Genomic DNA, 26,070 nt, shown 5'->3' with positions numbered 1-26,070 from the left:
AAGTGCTGGAAGCAGGATAATTTCGGTCAGTCGTCTATCCTCTCACCATGGCTTTTCTAGAACACCAGCAGTTACAACCTGAAGATCTACTGAGATTCATCACTCAGCAGCAAGAGCAGATCATTCAGCTCAAAGAGCAGATAGAATTGCTTGAAGCAGAGATTCGTCGTCTAAAAAAACTGCCCGCAAAGCCTGACATCAAACCAAACACCAAACCTCCCGATGATGACACCGGCAGCCCTGATGGAGATCCATCCGCTCCTGAGGGTAACGATGGAGCCAGCCCAGACACCTCGTCAAAGCAGAAGGTTAAGAAGCCCAACGAGAAAACCAGAAAGCAGCGTAAACAGCCCCGAAAGCCATCGGCGGAAAAATCCATACCCATTGCTGCCACTGATGTTCCGGAGGGATCAATCAGGAATGGAACCACCCCTTTTCATGTTCAGGAACTGACAATACAAACATCCAGTATTGAATATCTTTTAGAGCAATGGGTGACACCCGATGGACAAACCATTACGGCCAAACCGCCAGCCAGCCTTCATGGACATCATTACGGGCCAATGCTGCAGGCCTACGTTCTGCACCAGTATCATGGTTGCTCCGTTACCCAGCCAGAACTGCTGGACTGGCTATGGGACATTGGAATCTCTATTTCCAGCGGGGAACTCAGCCAGCTTCTGACGAAAGGACACGAGCAGTTCCATGCTGAGAAAGATGAGCTGTTGACTACAGGTATTCGCTGTTCAAGTTATATCCAGACAGACGACACGGGAACAAGGCATAAGGGGAAGAACGGTTACTGCACCATCATCAATAACGAGTCCTTTGCCTGGTTCGAGAGCACAGACAGCAAAAGCCGGGAAAATTTCGTAAGCCTACTGCACCGCCCATGGTCAACTTACACGTTCACCGACGATGCCTTGATCTATCTGGAAAAACTGGATTACCCCAAAAAGTGGCTACGCGTTCTTAATCCATACAGAGGCGTCACCTTCCTGAGCCATGAAGCCTGGGAAGAATGTATGAAAGACCTGAGACTAACTGGTAGACGGCGCCAGCAGGCCAGTGAAGCCATGATTTATGGCAGCCTGATACAGCATGGAGCAGGACATCTTACCACCTTCAGTGATGGGGCAAGGCAGTTCGACGTTTTCAAACACAGCCAGTGCTGGATACATGCAGAGCGAGGGCTGGCAAAAGTTCATCCGGTCAATGATCAGCAGGCCATGGCTCAGAAATGGCTTCGGACATGGTTCTGGGCCATTTACGATGACCTTAAAGACTTCAAGACAGAGCCAACTGAAAAAAAGGCAATAAAAGTACGACAGGGGTTCCAGGCGCTGATCCAAACCCAAACGTGCAGTGGGCTTCTTCAGGATGCTCTGTCAGGGTTGGCTGTAATCAAGGAAGAGCTATTACTGGTTCTGGATGACCCGAGCTTACCGCTGCACAACAACCTGAGCGAGAGTCAGATACGAGAATATGTTAAACGACGAAAGATCAGTAGTGGGACGCGAAGCGATTTGGGGCGGCAATGTCGCGACACCTTTGCCAGCCTGAAAAAAACGTGTCGCCTGTATGGTCTCTCTTTTTGGGATTATCTGAAAAGCCGACTAATGGGCGATGGGTTATTTCCGAGATTGAGTAACCTGATTGAGGAGGCTTCACGTCATCTTCCGTGTGGTGCTGCCAGCAGTTTTTGAGAAATTACCGTAGATCCAATGAACGCCATACCTGAAGATGCATTAGAAGGTTAAAAAGGAGGGGTGAACATTATGACTTTTCCGGGTATGTAATGGTCCTTTTTGTGGTCTTGTGTAAGCTGGTGTGGCGGCTCCGGGTTGATCCGGTATATCAATGAACGCTTTAGTAAGATGCTTCATTTGGGCTATGTAGAGATCATTAAAATTCAATACATCCGGGATCAGGTATTTTTTATAATCCCGGGAGCATGGGAAGAAGCAAGCTGAATTTTTCAGGTAATGTTTTGTGTATTCATCAATAACAGCCTCCGTTTCTAATACCCGGTTCTTTTTATCCATTAGTGTGAGCGAATTTTTTAATCCAATACCAATGATTTTTTTGCAAAGTGAAGTGTGGATCAAGTCAATTGAGTTTGGGTCCCTTAAAACAGGCGGTGGAAAGCCAAATTTCATAAAAATATATTGTATTAACATATAATTTGTTCTGCATGCACCATCCTTGGGCGGGTGGATCTGCTCCAGTCTGGGCCAGTATTTGGCCAGTATTTTTATCAGTTTTACCAGCAGTTCAGGCTTGGTCATTTTGCTATATTGCAGTGATTTCAGCTTTTTGTTGAGCGGGGTTATTATTTCTTTCTCAAGGAGAACCAGTAGTTGGTATTTAAACAACATATCATTACCTGCCGTGCTTTCCGGTCCTGAATCATTAGGACCTACTGCCCTGAAATGAATGGTTATGCCTTCCAGGTTGATATAATTTGTAATTAAATTTCTATCAGGAATTATGTTGCCGTTCGGGCAAACAGCAATTGTAGCGTTTCTGGTACCACGACAAAACTCGTAGTTTTCTTCCAGTTGTTGCTTGTATATCAGGGCCTGGATAATGCCTTTGTGGGTATGGTCCTGGCTGGCATAAAGAATGCGGCTTTTTCGTATCGTTCCGGGGGTGTGGCTGGAAAGCATATTTTCTACACCCTCTGTCAGTAAGGCATTGATCTGCAGATAGCGTTGTCGAGAAATCAGGGGTGCACTTATGGGGTCATGCTGGATCCAGTCCATAACCTGTCTCATGCAACGGCACCAGGCAGCAGTGCATCCGGGCTCTCTGGCTTCATATTCCTGTGGTGAGCATTCGGTAATAATGGCATCCGTGTCGGCAAATAATAGAAAAAGATGTTCCTCGGGAAAGCACAGGAGAAATCCCGGTCCTTCAGGTATCGTGGTCACATCCTGAGCTTTGGTTGATGTCGGCAGTGCGTGGGAGCTGGCGGTATTAACAGATACGCGTCGGTGACTTACCAGGGTGGAATTAAAATCGCCAATATTACTTGCTTTTGTGGGTCTGGTTGAGGGTGAGTCTGTCTCAGTAAAGCGTGGGGCAGTGCTGTCTCTGGACTTTGCCGTTTTTTTCTCGATTGAAAATGTGGTTTGTACTATCGAGTTAGCATGGCAGGGCTGAATAAAATCCGGCATAAATATTATGGTATTTATAACTGCTGATATTAGTTAGTGAGACAGCAAAAGATACTATTTGTTCAAACAAGAAGTTCAAACAAAAAGTTCAGACAAAAAAAAGCGGCTTTCGCCGCTTTTTCCGGATCAGGTATTTCACTAATCCCCTCTTCTGGGAAACCCGTTAAAAACTCGTATAAAAAACAGTTGCCGGAAAATTAAACTGAATCTTAGTTGAGCTTTTCCTTGATACGAGCAGCCTTACCACTCAGCTCACGGAGGTAGTACAGCTTGGCCTGACGAACGTCACCACGACGCTTCACAGTCACAGAAGCGATCAGCGGAGAGTAAGTCTGGAAAGTACGCTCAACGCCAACACCGCTGGAAATTTTACGAACGGTGAAAGCAGAGTTCAGGCCACGGTTACGCTTACCGATGACAACACCTTCGAACGCCTGCAGACGCTCACGGTTGCCTTCTTTTACCTTAACCTGTACGACGACAGTGTCACCCTGGCCAAAGCCAGGGATCTCTTTGTTCATTTGTTCAGCTTCAAGCTGCGCAATGATTTTGTTTTTGCTCATTGATAATTGCTCCCAGTTAGTCAGCATTCCGCGTTTCAATAAAAGACCGCTCGGCTTTGAACTCTGACAGTAACTTCTCTTCCTCGCTGGTCAGGATCCTGTTTGCTAACAAATCAGGCCGTCTCAACCAGGTTCTGCCCAGGGACTGCTTCAGTCGCCAGCGCTCAATCTGCGCATGGTTACCGGATAGCAGTACCGGTGGCACTTCCTGTCCTTCAAACATCTCCGGACGAGTGTAGTGCGGGCAATCAAGAAGACCATCTGCAAACGAGTCTTCTGCGGCGGAATCCTTATGACCCAGGGTGCCCGGTACAAAGCGTGATACTGCATCAATCAGAGTCATGGCAGCGAGTTCGCCACCACTTAACACGTAATCACCAATAGACCATTCTTCATCGATTTCGGTCTGGATTACCCGCTCGTCAATACCTTCATATCGCCCCGCGACCAGGATCAGTTGCTTGCTGTGGGCAAGCTCCTCCACGCCTTTCTGGTCGAGCATTCGACCCTGGGGCGAGAGGTAAATCACTTTGGCCTCGGTTCCTGCAGCTTTGCGGGCTGCATGGATGGCGTCACGCAGAGGTTGAATTTTCATCAACATGCCGGGACCACCGCCATAAGGTCGGTCATCCACAGTTCGGTGCCGGTCATGGGTAAAGTCCCTGGGATTCCAGGTCTGTACCTCAATCAGCCCTTCCTTAACCGCGCGCCCGGTAATACCGTGCCCGGTTATGGCCCGGAACATCTCCGGAAAGAGGCTGACGACACCGAACCACATTCCGGTGTCCATGGCGCTCGTTTCTGCGTCCTGATGAGTTTCTGCACGTTGTTCAACGGCTGGCTCATCGGTTGAGTGCAAAGTCGTCATGGCCACTTAAAACTCCGGGTCCCAATCTACCCGGATAAATCCTTTCTCAGGATTTACGTCTACTACCACCGATCCGGTAAGCCAGGGCACCAGACGCTCACGGCGGTCAATGCTGCCTTTTGAGGGGCGAATGACCAGAACATCGTTGGCACCGGTTTCCATCAGGTGGCTGACTTTGCCCAGCAGAAGATTGTCTCCCTCAGCGTTGCGGGAGAATACATCCAGCGATTCCAGTTGATGCCAGTAAATCTCGTCATCTTCCGGTTCGGGCATCTCATCGGCGTTGATGGTGATCTGGTAACCACAGTAACTGCGGGCCCGCTCACGATCGTCACAACCGACGATATGGGCAATCAGACCTTTACCGTGAGGACGGGCCTGATCGATTTCAACGGTTTTCATTTCACCGTTGCGGATAAGAATCCAGCGTGGGTAGTTGAGGATGTTTTCCATCGGGCTGGTGTTGGAGTGAATCTTCAGCCAGCCTTTGACCCCGAATACCGAGGAAATATGGCCTAACGCAATGCGCTTCACAGCGCCCTCTACTGCCGTTGTCACTGAGTCATTAACCTCAACTTTCTATTGGCTCAAGCTGCTATTGGCTCAGGCTGCTATTGGCTCAGGCTGCCTTTTTAGCTTCTTTCAGAAGCTGGGCAACGCGGTCAGATGCAGTAGCGCCCTGGCCCAGCCAGAATTCTACACGCTCGTTATCAACACGCAGACGCTCTTCCTGGCCACGAGCGGTAGGGTTGAAGAAACCTACACGCTCAATGAAACGACCGCCGTTAGCGTTACGGCTGTCAGCCACGGTCAGGTGGTAAAATGGACGCTTTTTAGAGCCGCCACGAGCAAGACGAATGGTTACCATGGAATAGGGTTTCCTATAGTTGTTTCCGGCAACTGGCTTTCTGTGTTTACGTTGCCAAACGCACAAGACGTTTGACTATAACCCAGAAGAGTTTGGACAGATTTGAGCGAGGAAAAATTCCTTTTTCATCATCCGTCAGCTAATCCATGATCGGACTAAGGCCAATCATAAAGGGCGAATATTGTAGGGAAAATATCAGGAGGTAGCAATATGCTGCAGTAAGTATGTGCCCTTGGCTGGCACTGAGTTTTACCTGCCTTGTCAGTGCCGTTATCCGGATGGCACGGATGCAGAGTAACATCTGCCTGTGAGAATCGTTCATGACCGGGGCTTTTTTTTCAGAATAACCAGTGCTGCTGATTGTCCCAGTTTGGCAACCCTTCGCACTGCCGAGCAATAGGCATCGAATTTATTTTCACTGTCATTCCTGGCGGCCCTTAACGCCGTTTCAGCGCCGGTCAACGGCATTTTGACCACCAGGGGGATTGTCTCAGCGTTTTCGGAGTCTCCCATGGAGTCAGCATAATTAAGGACGTTGCCTTCTATACTCCAGGCCAGATAGTGGCCGCTTTCAATACTGATCAGGGCACTGACTTCGTAATCACTCTTTTCTCCTTCGGCAGTGGGAATAGCAACATCTTTCCACCACTCCAGGTCGGCTCTGACCTTGGTTCCGAAGTTGGGGAAGGTGACAAATAGTATTTCAGGGTATCGATCCGCATCGGGTAGTAGCTGTTTAAACGCGTAATCATCAAGATGAAGTTGATTCTTGGTATCATTGAGCGAATTATTGATAAGCTCTTCAACAGTTGTTGCCATTCGGGCAATGGTTGTGGTGACTTTTCCACTGTATGGTTCATCCCGGTTAAAACCGCTGAGCACTTGATCAACGAACATTGTCTGTCCCCTCGGATTAATAAATTTTGCTGCAGTGGAACGTACGAAGGGGATGCCACTGAGAAAGTGCTCTTCTAGCTCAACCTCAATTGTCTTCGCTTGATTCAGCTCATCATCAAGATATTCAAATTTTTGATGGGTGATTTTACCAGTTGCGTTATCAAGCCTATCCGTAAATTTTAAGGCAAGCTCACTGCCCCGCCTGTATTCGCTGTATCTCTCGGTAAAATTTTGAATCGTTTTTGAGTTTTCCTGATCTTTGATCAGGTCTTGCGGAACCTTATGTTGTTGAATATTGATATTAACAGGGCTTTTGGCGTTTTCGGTTGATTGATTTAAAATGGTGCGTCCATTTGCGGCATCAATCCATGATGTTTTGTGTTTGAGAGATAAATCACTGTCTTTAAGATTGGGGGTGTTTTGGGATGGATCTCCTTCAGCTTCTGGATAATCATAGATATGCTTCAGCATTGCTGAGATAATATCTGTCAAATCCAGTGGCGTGGCCAGTTCTCCATTGTTGATATTGTAAATCTTTCTCAGGTTGTCCAAGCCTTTATCAGCAATGTATCCGTGAGTCTCTTCATCAAAGTAAAAGTTCTGACATGTTGATAGCAGCGTTGACAGGGATTCGGCCCGTTCCTTTTTGCCCTCAGTTGATAATCTGTTAATTCCATCCTGAATCCCGTTAATCAATGTATCCAATAGCCTGCTGTTTGATATGGCCATAAAAAAAGAGGCCAGTGCACAATTGTTGTTTTTTGCCTGTATGCCTAGATGACGTATCAATGAAACCTGGTTGTGTGTGTGTATTAACATCGGTATCGGTATCGGGGCGGGGCTGGGACTACAGGCTGCGTACTCCAATCCCTCATTTTCTTCTTGCTTTATCAGCATTTGCATTGCTTCTTTTTCTTGTTGCTTCTGCAATTGCAGCTGTTCATCGCGCTGTCTTTGCAAATCCCGCTGTTTATTGTGCTGTCTCTGCAACTCCCGCTGTTCATCGTGCTGTTTCTGCAATTGCTGCCTTGCATTTTGCTCTCTCCGCAATTGCTCTATTACTTGCTGCACTTTTTTTTCCTGCTCCAGTTCTTCCTGCTCCAGTTCTTCCTGCTCCAGTTTGTACCTATCGCTTTGTGAATTGGTCGGCGGTTTTTCACCCTGCAGCATGCTGTAGTTAAAGAATGTAATATTTAAAAGGTTATTGCTCGTTTCTTGTTGAGTAAGACCCGGTGGAATATCTGATTGAGTGGATAGTGGAGATGAATCACCCTGGCTGGTGATAACGGATGCCTCTTCTAATACGATATTTGTTTTTTCAACAGGGCAGTGATTTGTTGTTAGACAATCATGTTTGTTGATCGTTCGTTCTGGAATAGCAGTATTAACAAAATCACCCTCACTGGGGCAATTAGCACTAACTCTTTTAGTGCTGAATTCACCCAGACAAATGCTGTTTCTGCGTTGAGGGACCGGTGATAAGCTTTGAGTAGCCCGGTTGTATTGCTTTTCTGTCCAGCTTGAATATGGACGGTTGGGTAAAGTAAGGCTATCCACTTCGAATACTCCATTCTGCCGATGGTACAACGTAAGCAGGTAGAGACAGCAATAAGTCGTAAATGTTCGGAGTAGGCGTTTTCTTTGTGATGAGGCTGTCAGCCTGATCAATAACGCCATCGGTTATGCTTTCATAACCTGTGAGTCCTGAACCAGTATACCACCCGGCCTTCATTTCTTCCCCTGCTACCGATGCTTGTGAACCATTACCGGACAACAACATAAAACGCCATTTCTCCGGAGGTAGGTACAACTTATTGATAGGAAAAACAGGCAAACTCAAGAAGATTTCTGAGTGCAGTTTTTGGATTTGATTACATCATTTCTTTAGATATCATGGGTGCAATAAATCGGGTGGTTCTTTCGAACTGATGCCACCAGTAGCTGTCTGATGGATCATTCTTCATTTCACCTGAGTTTATAAGTGTATTCTTTTCACCTTCAAACATTTTAGTTAATTCACTGTGTTTCTCTGAAGTATTTTCCAGGCTGCAGTCAGAACTAATCATGGGTAATACAATTCGACCGGTTAATTCAGCAGTCATACCACTCAAAAGCTCTCGTCCCTTTTTTCCTTGGTATCGATTTAAATGGGTCAGGATATTGCCTAGATGAAAGTAAAATGTGCTAACTTCTTTGTACCTATCCTGAGCATGGGTTGAATTACCCATTTCTAAATCATACAAATAAAATTTCAATTGCCCTGTTGCCTTTCTTGCCTTGCTGAGATATGTCATTAACTTGTAAGCTTTGTAAAAGTCGTTTTCAACCTTCGTCAAGACTTTTTTCTTTTTTGTTGGTAGCAAAGTATTAGTCGTTTTTATAATATGTTCGTATGATTTAAGTACTTTCTTGCATTTTGATTTTACTATAGTTAGCGATTCATCATATCGGTTTCTTTGTGTTTGTAATTCATCACCAATTGCTATGTATAAATCTATGTCTTTGTTTTTTAACAGGCTGACGCGTATTAAATGATAAAAATCATGCTGCTGAAAATCAGCAATGGTTGGAGCAGGTAAATAATCAGCAGTTGTTGGTAATGGATTTTCAGGGAATGGCAGTGCAAAATCTCTGTAGCGCCCTAAGCCACCCAGCCTCACGTCATCAGTACTACTAACCCCTATTACCGGATTAATTTGATGTGCCTCTTCTCCAAATGCAGAGTCCACTAATGCTTGCCGCATGGTTATACTTGGTAACATTTCCTGGTCATCATACCTGGATAAAGTCCAGGAACCTGCTTCCCTTATAACATCAGCGATAGTCGATTTTTCAGAGGCATCTGGTATGTCATAATGCCAATACCCAGCTTCAAGAGGGCGAGCCGATTTAAGTCTTCCTTGCATCTCTTTTACCGTATTTTCAATATCGTAAATGAAAATCGTTCGTTCTTGCTTGTTGGATTTTTCCAGTGTTTTTTCTACTGCTTTCCAGGATTTATGGTTAGGATTGCCATTTTGATCAAATAATGCTTCATACGTTATTTTAAAGGCAGATGAGTTTTCAATATTTTCTTTATAGATGCCATGTAAAGAAATTAGTGTAGAAAATTCATTACAATTTATTTTGCCATCTCTGAATGCCCTGAGAGCAACGTAGGGGAAATCTTCAGATTGAAAAACAGGGAGGTAATCCTTGGTAATAAGTGATGGATTGTCACAGCACTGAATAATCCTATCAATTTGTTCACTTGTAACTTTTGATAGTTGCCTTATAATAAACGTCTGTTTATCTAATTTAATTCTGCGTACCACTTCATTGAAACTTTTTGATTGGCCGTCTTGAGTATCCATAATTAAAGTATCAGGCTGTACATTTTTAGCTAATCGATCCGATATTTTTGTTGAGGGCAATTGATGATGATTATTATCATTTTTTGAGTATGTAATTACTTCAGCTTTTTTAATGCTAAGGCCATTATGAACGCTCTTTTCAAGATCCTTGCTGATATCAGTGAGAGTGTTTGTATGTGTAGTTTGATTTCCAATAAGTCCTGTGACTTCCATTATAATCATACTCCTTAATAAATCATCATATAACCTAATTAATAAGAAAGACCGTTAAGATTGTATTAAGCATTATGCTTGTTCACATTTCATAGTTCATAACAAGATTGTCTGAAATCCTAACTATCATTGATTAGTCAGGATAGTAGCGAAGTTGCTGGGCTGTACCTTGGTTGGCACCAGTACTATCTCGTACCGTGGATTGCCATCTTTACCGTAGCCTCTGAGGCGTTTATTTTTCACTACCTCCAGGCCTCTTCCTTGCAGTTTTCTTATTGCCCCATCTGACCTCAACGTTTCCTGAGTTAATGTACCCGTATTCATGAGTATTCCCCGGGATTTCAGTCGCTGCACCTCTGCGGTAATCGCCTGTCGTGTTTCTTCACTCAGCACATCCATATCATCATACTCACACTGCATTTTTTCCAAACGGGTCATACAGGCCGGAACCTCAATCTGTTGAAGGTCATACCAACTATTATGGATGCCCCGGGTTATGCCCTGCTGACCATCGGTGCCACAGGTTTTGTGATCCGGGTCTGAGCAGGTGTGAATACCGGCAAGACGGGCAATTTTTCGCCGGACGTTGTTGTTGATGAAATCCTCCATTTTTCCCACCGGCATAGGGGTGAGTTCAAATTGCGCTGTGATTTGTTTAGCTTCAGGTGTTAACTGGTAAATGTGAGCATAAGGATTAGGACGGTGGTCGTGGCTCAGGTGGCCAGTGACCAGGGCCAGATCAGCGGCTCCGTGCATGGCGGCTTCAAGATTTCGTTGGAATAGGGATTTTGTTTCCGGGTCGGCAGTAAACTTGCCCGATTCCGGCGGCAGGTCCAGCATGCCTCCGTTAAACTCTGACCGGTCACGGTCACGGTCAGTGAGCCCCGGGAAATTTTTCTCGACACCGGTGCAGCGAATAATGTCCATGCGGTCGGCAAAGCGCAATACGCGCAGGTAGCCACGAACCGTTGCCGACAGGGCGTCATCATCCCTGCCATGAACATCGTTTTCCTTGCTTTCAAGGGCCAGGGCGATATCATCCAGCAGTCCCTGTGGGTATTGCTCTGCCAGATCGCGTCTGAAGTACTCTGCTGATCGCTTTTCTTCACAATCTTTGCCAACATCTTCTGCTGCCGCATCATGGTATATGGCCGCTAGCGCCAGGAGGGTCTTCTCATCTTTTGTGCAATTCAATAACTGGAATTTCTCCAGCAGCTCTATATACCAGAGTACGTTATTCCTGGCTCGCAATACATGGCTGCAAGCGTGCAGAGGCTTCCATATCGTCGGTAATGATGAAAGGCCGAGCGCACTGAGCACCCGCTCTGGACCAGGGCGACGGTAATAATGCTGTAATATCTTCAGGATGGTTTCTTCATTGTCCCGCGCATTGGCAAGCGTTGGTGGTTTACTGAACGCGTCCATCACAAACTGTAACTCTGCATCCCCGTATTCTGTCGAAAGGGGCGTTAGCAGCTCAGCCTGCCAAGGCAGGGACGCTCTGAGCTTGGCTATCTCCTGTTTTGCCTCTTCAACCTGTGCTGGCCAGGATTGATAAAAAGGGTCTTGCTCCCGCTGCCGGTATAGTTCCTGAACCCATTTGATGTAGTCATCTGTGGAACAATTACCCAAAGTTATTTGTTTACAATTGGCTATGATAGTGCTGAGTTTCCTTATTTCTTGCCTGGTTGTTTGCAATATCGCCTCATCGGGGACTGCGCCATAATAAAACAGAGCTAACAAATGATGCTTGAAAAAAGCAAAGTTTTTAAAATGAGTAAATGGTCTTTGCAGTGCATATTCCAAATAGCTATCCAGCTTATTAGAGTTTCTTTGGCATATTCGATCGATTTCCACCTTAATGGCAGGGAAATTAACGGGGTGAGTCATGAACTCCCAAAAATCGTAGTTATTGTCTACAGGTGCTAGTACTGCCAAGAGGTAGTTACACAGATAAGGGGGAGTGAAACATATTTCTATAGACCTCGTCTCGATGACCGGTGCGCTATTATTGGCTAAGTAATGAAATAATAACTCTGCTTTCCTTTTTGAAGTTGATTTAATGTCATCTAAAAATCTGGTCTCATGATTTTCATTATGAAACCTTTCTCGTTCCATTTTTATAAAAAGATCAATAATTGTTATAAATTGTTGTTGGAAGAAAAAATGCGTGTTAAGTGGAAATCCACTGTCCTTGATTAAGTCTAGATGTTCAGGATTGTAACAAGCTGGATTGGATACCATTTCTCTCAGTTCATTTATAGCATTTTTCCTATACGGTTTAGGCTCTAATGCTGTTTTATTCAACGATTCAGATTTTAACGTCATTGGCAGCATGTTAAGTATCCTTCTGAATATCTGCGGTTCTATGCTATGGGATAGGGCAAAATCATCCAGACAGGCTTCCTTATCGGCCAGCTGACTCACCTCCAGTTCCTCTTCAAAATAGACTTCCAGAGAACCGCTGTGCTGGCAGTAGACGGCCAGAGGCAATGGACCAATCCCCAAGGTATTTTCCAAAGTGTGTTTCTCTTCAAGGATATCGGTAATATTTCTTGTGGCATCTGCCTTTGTAATGCAATAGCATTTGATCTGTGATTTCTCGTAACCAGTGGTGAGAAATTCAGGATAAGGTATCAGTCCTGGATCAAGATCTTTCAGATGGGGCTTAAATTTGGGGGGAGAATATGTACCATCGGGTTGCAAATGCCCCGAGGTAAAAACGGGATAAACATCCCATCGACGTTCCACCTGCTCCTTCATTTTTTTCTTTATTTCATGGTGATCGGCAAGGCATTTCACTCTGAGTTGATCAACTGCTTTCCTGTTATTGACCAATTCACCGGTTCCCGCATTAGTCTTATAAACCGCTAGCATCTCCGGATTCACAATACCCAGCCTATATTTGCCAGATTGCCTGATTTGAACAGATGCACCTAACTGGACATGGCAGACCGGTCGTGGGGCTTTTTGTGGCTGATCCAGATAGTTTCGTTCTTCCTCTGGACTGACTACCCGAATACCCAGGTTTGCTTGCTTCATTGCCAGCTGTATTTCCTCGCGCTGAGTCTCCCTGCATTGATCTCTGGGTATCAAGAGCTCTGAGTTCTCATGCTTTGACCATTTGCCTGTAGGATCCAGGTTCTTTGATTGATCTGGCAAATGGTGCATCACGACCGACGCTTTTTTATGAATGATGGGGTCCATACACCCACTCCTTAGGTAATGTTAATGGCTTCCCTGTTAATTTCCGGTCATTGAGTGTAGGTGCTGTTTCGATGGCGCTTTGTCTGACATAAAAATCGCAAGGAATGTTTATTAGGACCTTTGTTTTATTAAAAAGTTTCATTGCTATCTTGTAACTGTTCAGCACCCCCACATAAATCTGGAATTTTCTGATTTTTATACCATCCTCTTAAGCACCATTTTTCCACAATATTCGCCAGCATGATTCCAGAACTACCCGCAACTATGTCGGCTGAGATTCTCTTGAAAGAGAATGCAGAGCTGCGGATGAGAGTTGCCTGTCTGGAAGAGCGATGTCGAGAATTGGAAGAAAAGGTTGGCAAGAACAGTCAAAACAGCAGCAAGCCGCCATCGTCTGATGGTTATCAAAAACCTTGTAAAAACAGTAATTCTCCAGATCATTCTGACGACCTTTCCGCAGATAAAGGTACCGATCCATCGGATGAAAAACCCAATCCTAAAAGTCTGAGACAGTCTTCTGGTAATAAAGCCGGTGGAAAGAAAGGGCATCAGGGCACTTGTCTTAAACAGGTCGATATCCCTGACTATATTGAGTACCTTCCGGTTAAAGAATGCAATAAATGTCAGGCGTCTCTTCTTGATAGTGAGCCGGTCAAATATATTGAACGACAGGTGTTTGAACCAGGGAGACCGGGTGAATTTGAAGTAACGGCCCATAGAGCTGAAGTAAAAATCTGCACTTGTGGTTGTCGGAATCAGGCTGAATTCCCGGAAGGTGTTACCGCTGCCGCACAATATGGCTCAGCCACACAGGCTATGGCCGTCTATCTTAACCAATACCATTTCCTGCCTTTTAAGCGCGTGTCAGAGTATTTTAATACTCTCTATAAAATGAGTGTAAGTGCAGGCACTGTCGCCAATTTTGTGGCCAGAACCTATGAAAATCTGGCTTCTACTGAAGAGGTTATTCGTGACGCCTTGCGGGAATCGTCTGTTGCCGGAGCCGATGAAACGGGTATGCGGGCCGAGGGCTCTTTGCACTGGCTACACGTTATGCGGGATGAACAATGGACGCTCTACTACTTGTCTGAAAAGCGAGGTCGTGAGGCCATGGACACGATGGGCATACTGCTAACATTTGCAGGCGTTCTGGTTCATGATCATTGGAAATCCTATTTTGCATATGCGGCAACTCACGTACTTTGCAATGCCCATCACCTGAGGGAGCTTTTGGGTGTTGTTGATAGGGACAGCAATCAACTGGCGTTGCGATTGATGAAGCTACTGAGGCTTTCCTGGCATTACTGCAAGGGCTTTAAGACCATAGGTATGCTACAGATGCCAAGTGTTGTCTGTGAACGAATCGAGAAGATTTATGACCGGTTGCTTCAGCGGGCTCTAATGAAAGAAGTCGTCTATATGGAGAAGCAACGAGAGGAGCTTAAGCGCAAGAAAGTCAAGAATACTAAAGCTTACAATCTCTTCAAACGACTCACTGAGTTCAAGGCTGAGACACTGCGCTTCATGTCAGATTTTACCATTCCCTTCGATAACAATGGCAGTGAGCGGGATGTTCGAATGGCCAAGTTAAAGCAGAAAATCTCAGGCTGCTTCAGGAGTGCAGACGGTGGTTCTATGTTTGCACGGATTCGCAGCTATTTGTCGTCTGCCAGAAAACAGGGAATGGACATATATCAATCACTTCATAGAGCTGTTCGGAATTACTGTAATATGCCTTTGCTCAGTGCTGAATAGTTACTGTTCATTTAGTGTTCACTACAAAGTACAGACGCAAGCTGTTTGATGGGTACATGATTCAACAATTACGTGATGCGTTCGAGAGTGCCTGCGTGAAATTGGAGTGTGATTTGCTGGAAATGGATGGAGAGAAAGACCATGTCCATTTACTGATTGCCTACCCACCGAAACTGGCTGTCAGTGTCATGGTAAACAACCTGAAATCAACATCATCAAGGCAATTGCGAATATTGAATACCCACCTTACGACTCAAAGTAAATCAGGCCGGTTATGGTCAAGGGCGTACTTTGCTTGCAGTGCAGGAGGGGCGACTATCGAAACTCTCAAAGAGTACGTGAATAGTCAGAGTACGCCTGATTGATAGTGCAAACCTGCTGGCGGAAGGCTCTACGCCTGCGCGGCCCGGCCTTCCCATCTTATATCCCCGCCCGATTGGGCGAGGGTTTACGACGATTTTGCTAATGTCTAAACAAATTCTGATCATTATGGCCATGGCAGCGGAAGCCCGTCCGGTCATTGACCAGCTCGGACTGCGGGAACTGCCCGCCAATCCGCAATTGAAAAATCACTTCCCCCGCTTTCAGGGTGCGTTTGCCGGTAAGGACATCGTTATCTCTCTGAATGGCAAATCCAGTGAGTATGGTGTCGACAGAATAGGCACCGAGTTTGCCGCGCTGAATACCCAGTCTGCCATTCTTGAGTATGCTCCGGAGCTGATCATTAACGCGGGAACCTGTGGTGCTTTTTCAGCCGATGCGGACATTGCTGATATCATCACTTCCGACCAGCCGGTGGTTTATCATGATCACCGGGTGCCCCTGGAGGGCTTTGACCGTTTTGCCATGGGCGCTTATCCAACCGCCTATTGCCCCGAATACTTTCAGGGTATTGAGCATAAGCTTGGGGTGGTCACCACAGGCAACTCCCTCGACATGCCGGATATCGACAGGCAGTGGATTATGCAAAACCAGGGAATGGCCAAAGAGATGGAGTGTGCCGCCGTTGCTGCAACCGCTCATCTTTACGGTATCGACTTCCTGCCGATCAAATCCGTTACCGATCATATTGATATCGAACTGGGTAATGTCGAACAGTTCCTGAACAACCTGAGCAAGGCCAGCCAAAAGCTGAGCGAAACCTTGATCAGGGTATTAACCAATATCAAGTAAAATCCGATTATGCTCCTACACCAAGACAAACGTATTTGATTTCAAGATAGTCTTCGATGCCATATTTTGAGCCTTCCCGCCCGATGCCGGACTCTTTGATGCCGCCAAATGGTGCTACCTCGGTGGAAAGGATACCTTCATTAACAGCGACCATGCCATACTCCAATGCTTCGCTGACCCGCCAGACTCGTGACAGGTCACGGGAATAAAAATAGGCAGCCAACCCAAACGGCGTATTATTTGCCCGATGGATGACGTCCGCTTCTGACTTGAACCGGAACACCGTAGTAACCGGTCCGAACAGTTCCTGGTGAGCCACATCCATGCTTTCATCAACACTTGTCAATATGGTGGGTTCAAAATACAGGTCTCCGACATCGGATCGGGACCCGCCCATATGCACGGTAGCCCCCTGTTCTTTTGCCAGGTTAACGACGTACGCAATTTTTTCTATTGCGCGGCTATTTATCATAGGGCCTATGTCTGTCTCTTTATCAAGGCCATTACCCACCTTAAGTGCCGCAACAGCTGCAGTATACTTCTCCAGGAACTCATCGTAGACACCATCCTGTACGTAAAGGCGGTTTGTACATACACAGGTCTGGCCAGCATTCCTGTATTTTGAGATCAACGCCCCTTGCACTGCCTTGTCGATGTCTGCGTCGTCAAAGACGATAAATGGTGCATTTCCGCCCAACTCCATGGAAACTTTTTTTACCGTATCGGCACTCTGACGTATAAGATGCTTACCAACCGGCGTTGACCCCGTAAAGGAAACCTTTCGAACCAAAGGGTGCGTGGTTAGCACCGGACCAGTCTCTGCAGCGGACGACGACGTAATTACATTAATCACACCCGCAGGAATCCCGGCCTGCTGCGCAAGCCTGGCCATCGCAAACGCACATAATGGGGTGTCTTCAGCCGGCTTGATAACAATAGTACAGCCAGCTGCCAGTGCCGGTGCTGCTTTTCGGGCAATCATGGCAATGGGAAAATTCCATGGTGTTATGGCACTGACCACCCCCACCGGTTGCTTCATCGTTAAATAGCGGGCAGTTGCCATCGTAGAGGGGATGATATCACCATAGGTTCTCTTGCCTTCTTCGGCGAACCATTCGATAAAGGATGCGCCATACAATACTTCACCGTATGCCTCCTTATAGGGCTTTCCCTGCTCAAGGGTTAACAGTTGAGCAAGATCCTCCGCATACGAAGTCATGAGCTGGAACCATTTATTCAAAAGCCCTGCCCGCTCTTTGGCTGTGGTTCTTTTCCATGAATTAAAGGCCTCACTGGCCGCTTCAACAGCCTGTTCAGCATCTGCTGCCCCCATATCCGGTACTTCTGCAATCTGTTGTCCGGTAGCGGGATTGGTTACCCAATAGGTGCGGCCACTTTGTGCACTAACCCACTGACCGTTAATCAATGCCTCGTTACTCTCAAAGAGAAATGGGTTCATCAGCCTGCCTCATTTTTTTTGAATCGGTTTATTCTCATTCTTTGATCTGGATGCTATCAAAGTGATCAACTGCCGATATATATTATCCGGCAAAAGTCATGGACCAGTGAGCCATCCTTAAGAACAGCCTGGGCACGAATACCTGCAGGATAAGGTTCAAGATCATCAATTGTGATTTTGTCGCAGTACTTATTAACCCGTTTCAAGTAACCGGACTTCCGCCAGGATTCCCAGGTTTCTTTCAGCCCGGTGCCCAGGTGTTTCAGAGTAACTTTCCAGAAACCAGGGAAAGTCACCATGTCCCTGACGTCTTTCAGGTCAACATTAAAACGGCCATAGCCCTCCCGCTTCCAGCCCTGAACCGCATTAGGGCCTACTGTGACCGAGCCATCAATCATTCGGGTCAGATGAACCCCCAGAAAAGGTAAATCCGGATCCGGTATCGGATAAATAAGGTGATTGATGACCTCGTTGTGCCGCTTCGACAAACGATAATATTCACCACGATATGGGATAATTTGGAAGTCTGTGGGTATATCAAGCATTTTTGTCATGCGATCAGCCAGAAGACCGGAGCAGGTAATCAGGTATTTACTCTCATAACAGACCCGCTCACCATTATGGCAACATTCGGCAGTGATCGTCTGGCTGGTTTCGGCCAACCCGGTTACGGTGGTATTCAGCTGAATCTCCCCTCCCAGATCAGTAAACTCTTTTGCCATCGTAACTGTTCAGCACCCCCACATAAATCTGGAATTTTCTGATTTTTATACCATCCTCTTAAGCACCATTTTTCCACAATATTCGCCAGCATGATTCCAGAACTACCCGCAACTATGTCGGCTGAGATTCTCTTGAAAGAGAATGCAGAGCTGCGGATGAGAGTTGCCTGTCTGGAAGAGCGATGTCGAGAATTGGAAGAAAAGGTTGGCAAGAACAGTCAAAACAGCAGCAAGCCGCCATCGTCTGATGGTTATCAAAAACCTTGTAAAAACAGTAATTCTCCAGATCATTCTGACGACCTTTCCGCAGATAAAGGTACCGATCCATCGGATGAAAAACCCAATCCTAAAAGTCTGAGACAGTCTTCTGGTAATAAAGCCGGTGGAAAGAAAGGGCATCAGGGCACTTGTCTTAAACAGGTCGATATCCCTGACTATATTGAGTACCTTCCGGTTAAAGAATGCAATAAATGTCAGGCGTCTCTTCTTGATAGTGAGCCGGTCAAATATATTGAACGACAGGTGTTTGAACCAGGGAGACCGGGTGAATTTGAAGTAACGGCCCATAGAGCTGAAGTAAAAATCTGCACTTGTGGTTGTCGGAATCAGGCTGAATTCCCGGAAGGTGTTACCGCTGCCGCACAATATGGCTCAGCCACACAGGCTATGGCCGTCTATCTTAACCAATACCATTTCCTGCCTTTTAAGCGCGTGTCAGAGTATTTTAATACTCTCTATAAAATGAGTGTAAGTGCAGGCACTGTCGCCAATTTTGTGGCCAGAACCTATGAAAATCTGGCTTCTACTGAAGAGGTTATTCGTGACGCCTTGCGGGAATCGTCTGTTGCCGGAGCCGATGAAACGGGTATGCGGGCCGAGGGCTCTTTGCACTGGCTACACGTTATGCGGGATGAACAATGGACGCTCTACTACTTGTCTGAAAAGCGAGGTCGTGAGGCCATGGACACGATGGGCATACTGCTAACATTTGCAGGCGTTCTGGTTCATGATCATTGGAAATCCTATTTTGCATATGCGGCAACTCACGTACTTTGCAATGCCCATCACCTGAGGGAGCTTTTGGGTGTTGTTGATAGGGACAGCAATCAACTGGCGTTGCGATTGATGAAGCTACTGAGGCTTTCCTGGCATTACTGCAAGGGCTTTAAGACCATAGGTATGCTACAGATGCCAAGTGTTGTCTGTGAACGAATCGAGAAGATTTATGACCGGTTGCTTCAGCGGGCTCTAATGAAAGAAGTCGTCTATATGGAGAAGCAACGAGAGGAGCTTAAGCGCAAGAAAGTCAAGAATACTAAAGCTTACAATCTCTTCAAACGACTCACTGAGTTCAAGGCTGAGACACTGCGCTTCATGTCAGATTTTACCATTCCCTTCGAGAACAATGGCAGTGAGCGGGATGTTCGAATGGCCAAGTTAAAGCAGAAAATCTCAGGCTGCTTCAGGAGTGCAGACGGTGGTTCTATGTTTGCACGGATTCGCAGCTATTTGTCGTCTGCCAGAAAACAGGGAATGGACATATATCAATCACTTCATAGAGCTGTTCGGAATTACTGTAATATGCCTTTGCTCAGTGCTGAATAGTTACGCTATCTTTATTGATTCAGCACCGACCATGTTCATCCGGTTCATTGTGTTCACTGATTTCATGAATTATCTCAACGGTGGTGCGTTGGCGGCAGTAGCCATTGACCGCTTTCAAGGAATAATGGTGTCTCGTTTCGGTAAATGTTGTACAGGCATCGGAAACCAGGGTAACCAGATAGTTTAAGTCGCAGGCATCACGCACAGCACTTTCTACACATTGATCCGTCAAGACACCGGCAATGATCAAATGCCGACATTCCATGTTTCGTAAAAGGTAGTCGATGTTAGTTGAGATAAAGACGCTGGATGATGTTTTCGGGATCACTATTTCATCGCTTACGGGTTTGACAATCTCTATGACCTGTGCATCTTTTGAGCCTCTTGGTACGTTAAAACCGGTAATCTTGTAATCAAGTCCTCTGTCTCTCCCATCTAAAGTAAGACTTTCAATAACCGTAAAGAGAACTTCAATCCGTGCCTGTCGACAGGCCTTTTGCAGACGCTGGATATTGGGCAGTACTGTAGAGGACAGTTGCTGGAAGTAGTATTCATAGGATTCCATGTCATTTGAACTCTTACCCTTAAAGTTTCCACCCTCTGGAGTACAGCTGAAGTTTTGAATATCGATAATTAACAATGCACTATGTCCTGAAGCCGGAGGCAAATCACGGGACAGTATTTTGTTCATTTTCCGGACTCTTCTTTAATTGCTCAGGACCAATCAGTGTTCAGTGAATTGTGTGATGGCAGGATAGCTTGACACACATGGGGAAGTTGATAAAGCACTTTAGCTGATGGATTTCTGAGTATCAGATATCCTGAATATAGGATTTATTAAAAGTATCCTTATTTTTATTCATCCTTTAAGGCTGATAGACCTTAATTCTGAGTAATTTTAGTGATTTATCTTGTTTTAGTTCAACTAGATATATCTTTCGTCTTGAATTTAATGGTGGCCAATGAGCGGCGTGTAAGTGGTTAACGAATCCCGGCTGCAGGCGTCAGGCTAAGTAAGGTGGCAATAGAATGAGTAACTATAATAAAGGCATTAATAGTGAAATTCTTAACTTGTTGGTGAATAGTTAATTTATATCTTCCAATTGCGTTAAGATAGCTAAAAATATTTTTTTATTTCTAAAAGTATTATTAGTCGAGACTTTTGTCTTGTTCCAAGCGAAGGAAAAGTCAGGAGGTATTGATTAGTTTTAACTTTTTACCAGGAAGTGAATTCGTATGGATGCAAAAAATGGATTGATACTCAGTGCTTTCCTCTTTTCAACGTTATTACTGATTAGCACATTTGTTGAAGTGGAAGTTTTCACCAGAGCAGATGGAAAAGTTTCTTCTTTTTCATCCCCTGCCTTTGCCGACTTTTCCGATGATGGCGTCATTCAGCACATATTTGTGGCTGAGGGTGATTTTGTCGAAGAGGGTGATATTCTGGTTGAGCTGAATAACGAAGAACAGAAGATTAACCTGGATATTGTCACTGAAAAACGGGCACGACTGGAACAAAAGCTGGAAATTCTCCAGGCGCTGCTTGAAGAGCAACAGCTTCAAAAGTTTGTTGATGGTCAGGCGCTGGAGAAGCAGGTTGAGCGATTTACGCTACTCAGTAATAACTATCAAGACAGTGTGAGAAACCTGCAGAAGCTGGTTGCTATCGACCGACAGAAGAAACAGGCGATCAATGTCCTGGTCGAAAAGAAGGCTGCGGGAACCATGCAGTCCATGGACTCAACCCAGAAAGTGCTCCGTTCCCGAAAGGATCTTTTGAAAGTCAAAAAAGAATTCGAAGAGCGCATTGTTTTTGAAATTGAGCGATACGAAGAGCAACTGCGGGAGGTCAGCAACAGTATCCGTCTCTACAAACATTACATTGAGCGTTCCTATGTTCGTGCTCCCGTGGCCGGTGTGGTCCGTCATGTTCATTTTTCTCAGGTGGGCAAGTTTATCAGTCAGGGTGATACCTTTGCCGAGATTATTGAGCGAACCCCGCAACCCTACAAAATCACGCTCAATGTTTCGGCCAGTGATATTGGCATGATCAAAGCCAATACGGATGTACGGCTGCGTCTTGATGCTTACGACCACACAATTTTCGGCTATCTCGATGGATCGATCAGACGCATCAGTGTGGACAGGCTGGAAGAGTCTGGCGGTGAGCTGTTTTATCGGGTCGAAGTTGTGCCGGAAAAAGGGTTTCTTGAGTACAGGAATAATCGTTATCCCCTGAAATATGGCATGACTCTGTATGGAACGATTGAGCGTGGCAGAATCTCTCTGATCAGTTACCTGATGAGCCCGGTTATTAAACACTTCCATGAGATTGGCCATATCTGAACCAGGTCACCTCTGCCTCTGACTTGAGTCAGTCAGCATAATCCATGGAGGGTTGAGAATGAGTGAGACTAATCAGGTAAATTCGTCTTCGTCTGGCAGCACAAGTGTCGAAGCAGCATTGCAGATCGCAACCGTGTTGGCGGCTTCTGATAGCCTGATTAGTGAGCGTTATGAGGCTGAGGAAAAGGCTCGTGAAGATGCTCTCGCAGGGCTTTCAGAAGAACAGTGGGAATCTTTCTCTGCCTACAGTGATGATGAAGAAATCCAAGAGGAGAGTTCCATTACTGCCAGGTCAGCGAGTCGTGCAGGCAATGTGGTTACCCCGGGTGCTCCAGGTGGTATAGCTTCTGCAGCCGGTGCGGCTGGCAGTGTCGCTATTGCAACGGGAGCGAACTCAGCTTCAGTACAGGCTTCACCCGGTGTTCCGGATGCAGCAGGCGATCCCGGGGCGGGCGCTGGTTCGGGTAAGGACGAAGATGATGGGGATGAAGATGATGGAGATGATCAAGAGAATACCGATGAACAGTCGGAAGATGACGAGTCATCTAAATCTGATCAGAGCAGCGAAGAAGACATTATTGAGGTAGAAAGCTCAGAAACTCCGGAAGAGGGTACGGCTTCTGGACCAAATAGTGACAGTGTTGCTGATGAGACAGTGGCTGCATCCGAAAGTAACAGCGTTTTTGAACCCCCTGCCACGGAACAACCTTTTTTGAACCCAAACCATCAACCAGTAGCCGTTTCCGATGATGTGGTGGGCAGTGAGGGGGACACTTTGCTTTTTGATCCACTGGCTAATGATATTGATGTGGATGTCAATGATCATCCCGCCAACTTTAGCCTCAAAAGCGCTGCAGTAGTGGACGCTAATGGTGATCCCGTCAGTGGACAGGGAAGTGTCAGCATTGTTGATAATCAGATTCAGTTTGAACCTGGCCATGACTTTGAGGCACTTGCTGAAGGAGAAGAGCAGCTGGTCACAGTTCGCTATGTAATGAGCGATGACGAAGGGGCACAATCTTCCGCGACGGTGAATATTACCTTAACAGGCACTAACGATGCGCCGTTGGTCAGCGATCCTGTCTTGCTGGCAACAAGCAGTAGTGAAGACACCGTGATTGAAATTACTGAAGCGGCTCTACTGGCGAATGCGTCTGATGTGGATGGTGATCGGTTGAGTGTTCAAAACCTGAGCTCTGAACAGGGATCAATTGTTGACCATGGTAACGGCAGCTGGTCGTTTACTCCGAATAGCCATTTTAGCGGTACAGCCAGATTTTCCTTTGATGTATTTGATGGAATAACAACCAGTGCTGCACAAGCAACAATTTCTCTGACCGGCGTTGCTGACCAACCATATCTCAATATTTCTCCTGTCCATAATGTTCTAACGGTTGCCAACCATGATTTTAACAGTGGCTCAGAAGGCTGGACCCAGATGTGGACCGGGTCCGGATCGTTTGCCACGGGAAACATACTGGGTAATTACACGGGCTCTGGCGGCAATCAGCTAATATCGAATACTTATGCGATACCACAGGGTGTCAATGAGCTGACATTGAATTTTACCTTCTATGAAATCGATTCCTGGGATGGTGAAGAGTTTCGGGTATTTGTCGATGGTCAGCTTTTTCATGGGCGTCCCTACCATATTTTTAACCATTCCGGTGACGGTGCGGGTTCCGAAACCCTGAAAAACCATCATGGGGATGTTGTTGGCCAAGTGGTGCATGATGAGGGTATTTATGCCCTGGGATCCGGTGGCTGGATTGACCAGGCCCACCATTATACGCTGACCATTCCGGTTGACCCCTATGCGGGGCAAGTCTCCTTTGGCTTTGGCTCGTTGTTGGATGAGGCAAGGAGTAATGAATCCTGGGGAATCGACAACCTGAATCTGGCCATTACCGGGTCAATCAGTGATGCGATTGGCCTGGATAATCCGACCATTGACCTGATGGTTGCCGACCATAATTTTAACACTGGCTCAGAAGGCTGGTCCCAGATTGGGATTGGGTCCGGATCGTTTGCCACGGGAAACATACTGGGTAGTTACACGGGCTCTGGAGGCAATCAGCTAATATCGAATACTTATGAGATACCACCGGGTGTCAATGAACTAACATTGAATTTTACGTTCTATGAAATCGATTCCTGGGATGGGGAAGAGTTTCGGGTATTTGTCGATGGTCAGCTTTTTCATGCGCGTTCCTATCATATCTTTAACCATTCCAGTGATGGTGCGGGTACCGAAACCCTGAAAAACCATCATGGGGATGTTATTGGCCAGGTGGTGCATGATGAGGGTATTTATGCCCTGGGATCCGGTGGCTGGATTGATCAGGCCCACCATTATACGCTGACCATTCCGGTTGACCCCAATGCGGGGCAGGTTTCTCTTGGCTTTGGTTCGACATTGAATGAGGCAAGGAGTAACGAGTCCTGGGGAATCGATAACCTGAATCTGGCCATTACCGGGTCAACCAGTGATGCAATTGGCCTGGCAGGTACGGCCATTCCACTGGAGGTTACCTCGGCACTGGTAGATACCGATGGCAGTGAATCCATGTCCCTGACTTTTTCCGGATTACCCCTTGGGGCAATGCTGTCTGCCGGACAACAGAACCAGGATGGCAGCTGGACTCTATCCGCTGCTGATTTGGATGCTCTGACGATTACCCCCCCCCTGCACTTTAATGGAATGATGTCATTAACAGTGACGGCTACCTCCGTTGAAACTGAGACAGGAGCGTCTGCCAGTATAACGGACACGATTACGGTGAGTGTCGCTGGTCAAAATGAGGTTTCACTGCCGTTGGGTGAATTTCTGGCGACTAATCCGACTGCCACCACAGGTAATGTCTCTGGCTGGACCACCCATGCAAATGGAAAGGGAAGTCTGACGATTGACAGCAGTTCGTTGCAAATCGAGGGTGGTGTCATGCTGGGGACTGATCTTGCAGGGCAGATTGTTGAGAGTAATGGTTTTACCTCCCTGGATCAGTGGTTACTGGAACATGCCGGGGGAGCGCTTTCAGTTTCGTTGAATACCACGGATAGCAACAGCTGGCTTGCCGGTGTCCGTCTGCTGCACAGTGATGCCTATGGCTCTGTCGGTGCAGAAGTGGCTCAGTTCAGCGGACAGTTGGCGGCAACCGGTCCGGCTATGGAGGTACTGACGCTGGATGACTTACCGGCTGGCCATTACCAGCTTGTGTTGGGAAATAATGGCTTTGATGAAAGCGATGTCGGCAGCGCGCTGGATTATCCGGGAATGGTCAGTGGTGAGCACAGCTACGAGGTGGCTGTTTCCGGTCAGGTATCGGTTGTTGGCCTGCCAAGGGATCCTGGTCAGCATGCCCTTATTTCCGGTGAAACCCATGACCAGACTGAAGGAATTCTCACTCTTGCCGTTGTAAACAATGAAGCTGAAATGGTCGATACCAGTAACACCTTGTATTACGAAGTATTTAATAACGATGCCGGGGTTGCTCAGGGAGCGTTGGATTTCAGTAGTGGCGATAGTCCACAGAACATCGCTGTTTCGATCAATAACGAGCTTCTGGAAACGCTGACACTGGACGAAATTCAGGTGATATTCCATGAAATGAATGCTTCCGGAGAAGTGGTCAGTAGTCAGACATTTGAGTTTAATCAGGCCATTATCCCGGATGGGGAGCCGGTAGCAGCCCGGGGAGGTGACGGGTTACAGGGGCTGGAGCTGTTGGAGCTGGGTCTGGATTATTTTGAACTGGGTTTCAGTGAATTAGTGGATGATATGCAGGGGCACCAGGTTTAGCGGTGCCAGCCTTTACATCGATCTTTTGCAGGACCTTGAGTAATTCCCGGTATTGTTGAACGG

Annotated in this window: 19 protein-coding genes; 7 read left to right on the top strand and 12 right to left on the bottom strand. The window is 46.4% G+C overall.

Going from position 1 to position 26,070, the window contains the following annotated elements:
* Positions 1-47: 47 nt before the first annotated feature.
* Positions 48-1,706: a transposase gene (locus MJO57_RS19660; protein ID WP_252017470.1), complete on the top strand. Its 1,659-nt coding sequence runs from the start codon at positions 48-50 to the stop codon at positions 1,704-1,706.
* Positions 1,707-1,748: 42 nt separating this feature from the next.
* On the opposite strand, the gene MJO57_RS19655 is transcribed toward MJO57_RS19660, so the two are convergent.
* The 8 genes from MJO57_RS19655 to MJO57_RS19620 form a co-directional block, all read right to left on the bottom strand.
* Positions 1,749-3,179 (bottom strand): hypothetical protein, encoded by a 1,431-nt coding sequence (locus MJO57_RS19655; protein WP_252018095.1) that lies wholly within the window; start codon positions 3,177-3,179, stop codon positions 1,749-1,751.
* A gap of 209 nt (positions 3,180-3,388) precedes the next feature.
* Entirely contained in the window at positions 3,389-3,742 is a 354-nt protein-coding gene (rplS, locus tag MJO57_RS19650) for a 50S ribosomal protein L19 (RefSeq protein ID WP_252018093.1), read from the bottom strand.
* A gap of 16 nt (positions 3,743-3,758) precedes the next feature.
* Positions 3,759-4,520 (bottom strand): tRNA (guanosine(37)-N1)-methyltransferase TrmD, encoded by a 762-nt coding sequence (trmD, locus tag MJO57_RS19645; protein WP_252027068.1) that lies wholly within the window; start codon positions 4,518-4,520, stop codon positions 3,759-3,761.
* Between the two features lie 96 nt (positions 4,521-4,616).
* Entirely contained in the window at positions 4,617-5,168 is a 552-nt protein-coding gene (gene rimM / locus MJO57_RS19640) for a ribosome maturation factor RimM (protein ID WP_252018091.1), read from the bottom strand.
* Positions 5,169-5,229: 61 nt separating this feature from the next.
* On the bottom strand, positions 5,230-5,478 hold the full coding sequence (rpsP, locus tag MJO57_RS19635; protein WP_252018089.1) for a 30S ribosomal protein S16: 249 nt from the start codon (positions 5,476-5,478) through the stop codon (positions 5,230-5,232).
* 318 nt (positions 5,479-5,796) lie between these two features.
* Positions 5,797-7,932, bottom strand: a complete 2,136-nt coding sequence (locus tag MJO57_RS19630) for a hypothetical protein (RefSeq protein WP_252018088.1) — start codon at positions 7,930-7,932, stop codon at positions 5,797-5,799.
* Between the two features lie 314 nt (positions 7,933-8,246).
* Positions 8,247-9,941: a hypothetical protein gene (locus MJO57_RS19625; RefSeq protein ID WP_252018086.1), complete on the bottom strand. Its 1,695-nt coding sequence runs from the start codon at positions 9,939-9,941 to the stop codon at positions 8,247-8,249.
* A 126-nt stretch (positions 9,942-10,067) separates the two neighbouring features.
* Positions 10,068-13,148 carry a hypothetical protein gene (locus MJO57_RS19620; protein ID WP_252018084.1) on the bottom strand — a complete coding sequence of 1,027 codons (3,081 nt, stop codon included), beginning with the start codon at positions 13,146-13,148 and terminating at the stop codon, positions 10,068-10,070.
* A gap of 240 nt (positions 13,149-13,388) precedes the next feature.
* Between MJO57_RS19620 and MJO57_RS19615 the strand changes: the two genes are divergently transcribed.
* The 3 genes from MJO57_RS19615 to MJO57_RS19605 all read left to right on the top strand — a co-directional run bounded on the left by MJO57_RS19615 (position 13,389) and on the right by MJO57_RS19605 (position 16,076).
* Entirely contained in the window at positions 13,389-14,903 is a 1,515-nt protein-coding gene (locus MJO57_RS19615; protein WP_252017330.1) for an IS66 family transposase, read from the top strand.
* On the top strand, positions 14,900-15,268 hold the full coding sequence (gene tnpA, locus MJO57_RS19610) for an IS200/IS605 family transposase (RefSeq protein WP_252027005.1): 369 nt from the start codon (positions 14,900-14,902) through the stop codon (positions 15,266-15,268). The genes MJO57_RS19615 and tnpA overlap by 4 nt, the downstream gene beginning before the upstream one ends.
* 100 nt (positions 15,269-15,368) lie before the next feature.
* The gene (locus MJO57_RS19605; RefSeq protein WP_252018082.1) at positions 15,369-16,076 is read left to right on the top strand and encodes a hypothetical protein; all 708 of its coding nucleotides are present in this window, start codon (positions 15,369-15,371) and stop codon (positions 16,074-16,076) included.
* A gap of 7 nt (positions 16,077-16,083) precedes the next feature.
* Here MJO57_RS19605 and MJO57_RS19600 read toward each other — a convergent pair whose 3' ends face one another.
* The 3 genes from MJO57_RS19600 to MJO57_RS32850 all read right to left on the bottom strand — a co-directional run bounded on the left by MJO57_RS19600 (position 16,084) and on the right by MJO57_RS32850 (position 18,349).
* Positions 16,084-17,535, bottom strand: coding sequence for an NAD-dependent succinate-semialdehyde dehydrogenase (locus MJO57_RS19600; protein WP_252018081.1), 1,452 nt, complete (start codon positions 17,533-17,535; stop codon positions 16,084-16,086).
* A 65-nt stretch (positions 17,536-17,600) separates the two neighbouring features.
* A complete protein-coding gene (locus tag MJO57_RS19595) occupies positions 17,601-18,257 on the bottom strand; it encodes an FAD-dependent oxidoreductase (RefSeq protein WP_371924648.1) in 657 nt (218 codons plus the stop codon).
* Positions 18,215-18,349, bottom strand: a complete 135-nt coding sequence (locus MJO57_RS32850) for a hypothetical protein (RefSeq protein WP_256491733.1) — start codon at positions 18,347-18,349, stop codon at positions 18,215-18,217. The genes MJO57_RS19595 and MJO57_RS32850 overlap by 43 nt, the downstream gene beginning before the upstream one ends.
* Between MJO57_RS32850 and MJO57_RS19590 the strand changes: the two genes are divergently transcribed.
* Positions 18,348-19,862, top strand: a complete 1,515-nt coding sequence (locus MJO57_RS19590; RefSeq protein ID WP_252018080.1) for an IS66 family transposase — start codon at positions 18,348-18,350, stop codon at positions 19,860-19,862. The genes MJO57_RS32850 and MJO57_RS19590 overlap by 2 nt on opposite strands.
* 19 nt (positions 19,863-19,881) lie before the next feature.
* Here the strand turns inward: MJO57_RS19590 and MJO57_RS19585 are convergent, their stop codons facing one another.
* On the bottom strand, positions 19,882-20,553 hold the full coding sequence (locus tag MJO57_RS19585; RefSeq protein ID WP_252018079.1) for an isochorismatase family cysteine hydrolase: 672 nt from the start codon (positions 20,551-20,553) through the stop codon (positions 19,882-19,884).
* A gap of 545 nt (positions 20,554-21,098) precedes the next feature.
* Here MJO57_RS19585 and MJO57_RS19580 point away from each other — a divergent pair.
* Together MJO57_RS19580 and MJO57_RS19575 are read left to right on the top strand one after the other, a co-directional pair.
* Positions 21,099-22,208: an HlyD family efflux transporter periplasmic adaptor subunit gene (locus MJO57_RS19580; RefSeq protein WP_252018078.1), complete on the top strand. Its 1,110-nt coding sequence runs from the start codon at positions 21,099-21,101 to the stop codon at positions 22,206-22,208.
* Between the two features lie 58 nt (positions 22,209-22,266).
* Positions 22,267-26,007: a tandem-95 repeat protein gene (locus MJO57_RS19575; RefSeq protein WP_252018077.1), complete on the top strand. Its 3,741-nt coding sequence runs from the start codon at positions 22,267-22,269 to the stop codon at positions 26,005-26,007.
* Positions 26,008-26,070: the final 63 nt, after the last annotated feature.

Origin of the sequence: Endozoicomonas sp. SCSIO W0465, assembly GCF_023716865.1 — a bacterium.
Classification (GTDB): domain Bacteria; phylum Pseudomonadota; class Gammaproteobacteria; order Pseudomonadales; family Endozoicomonadaceae; genus Endozoicomonas.
The sequence above is the reverse complement of the archived record's forward strand: the minus strand, read 5'-3'. Positions and strand labels throughout refer to the sequence as shown.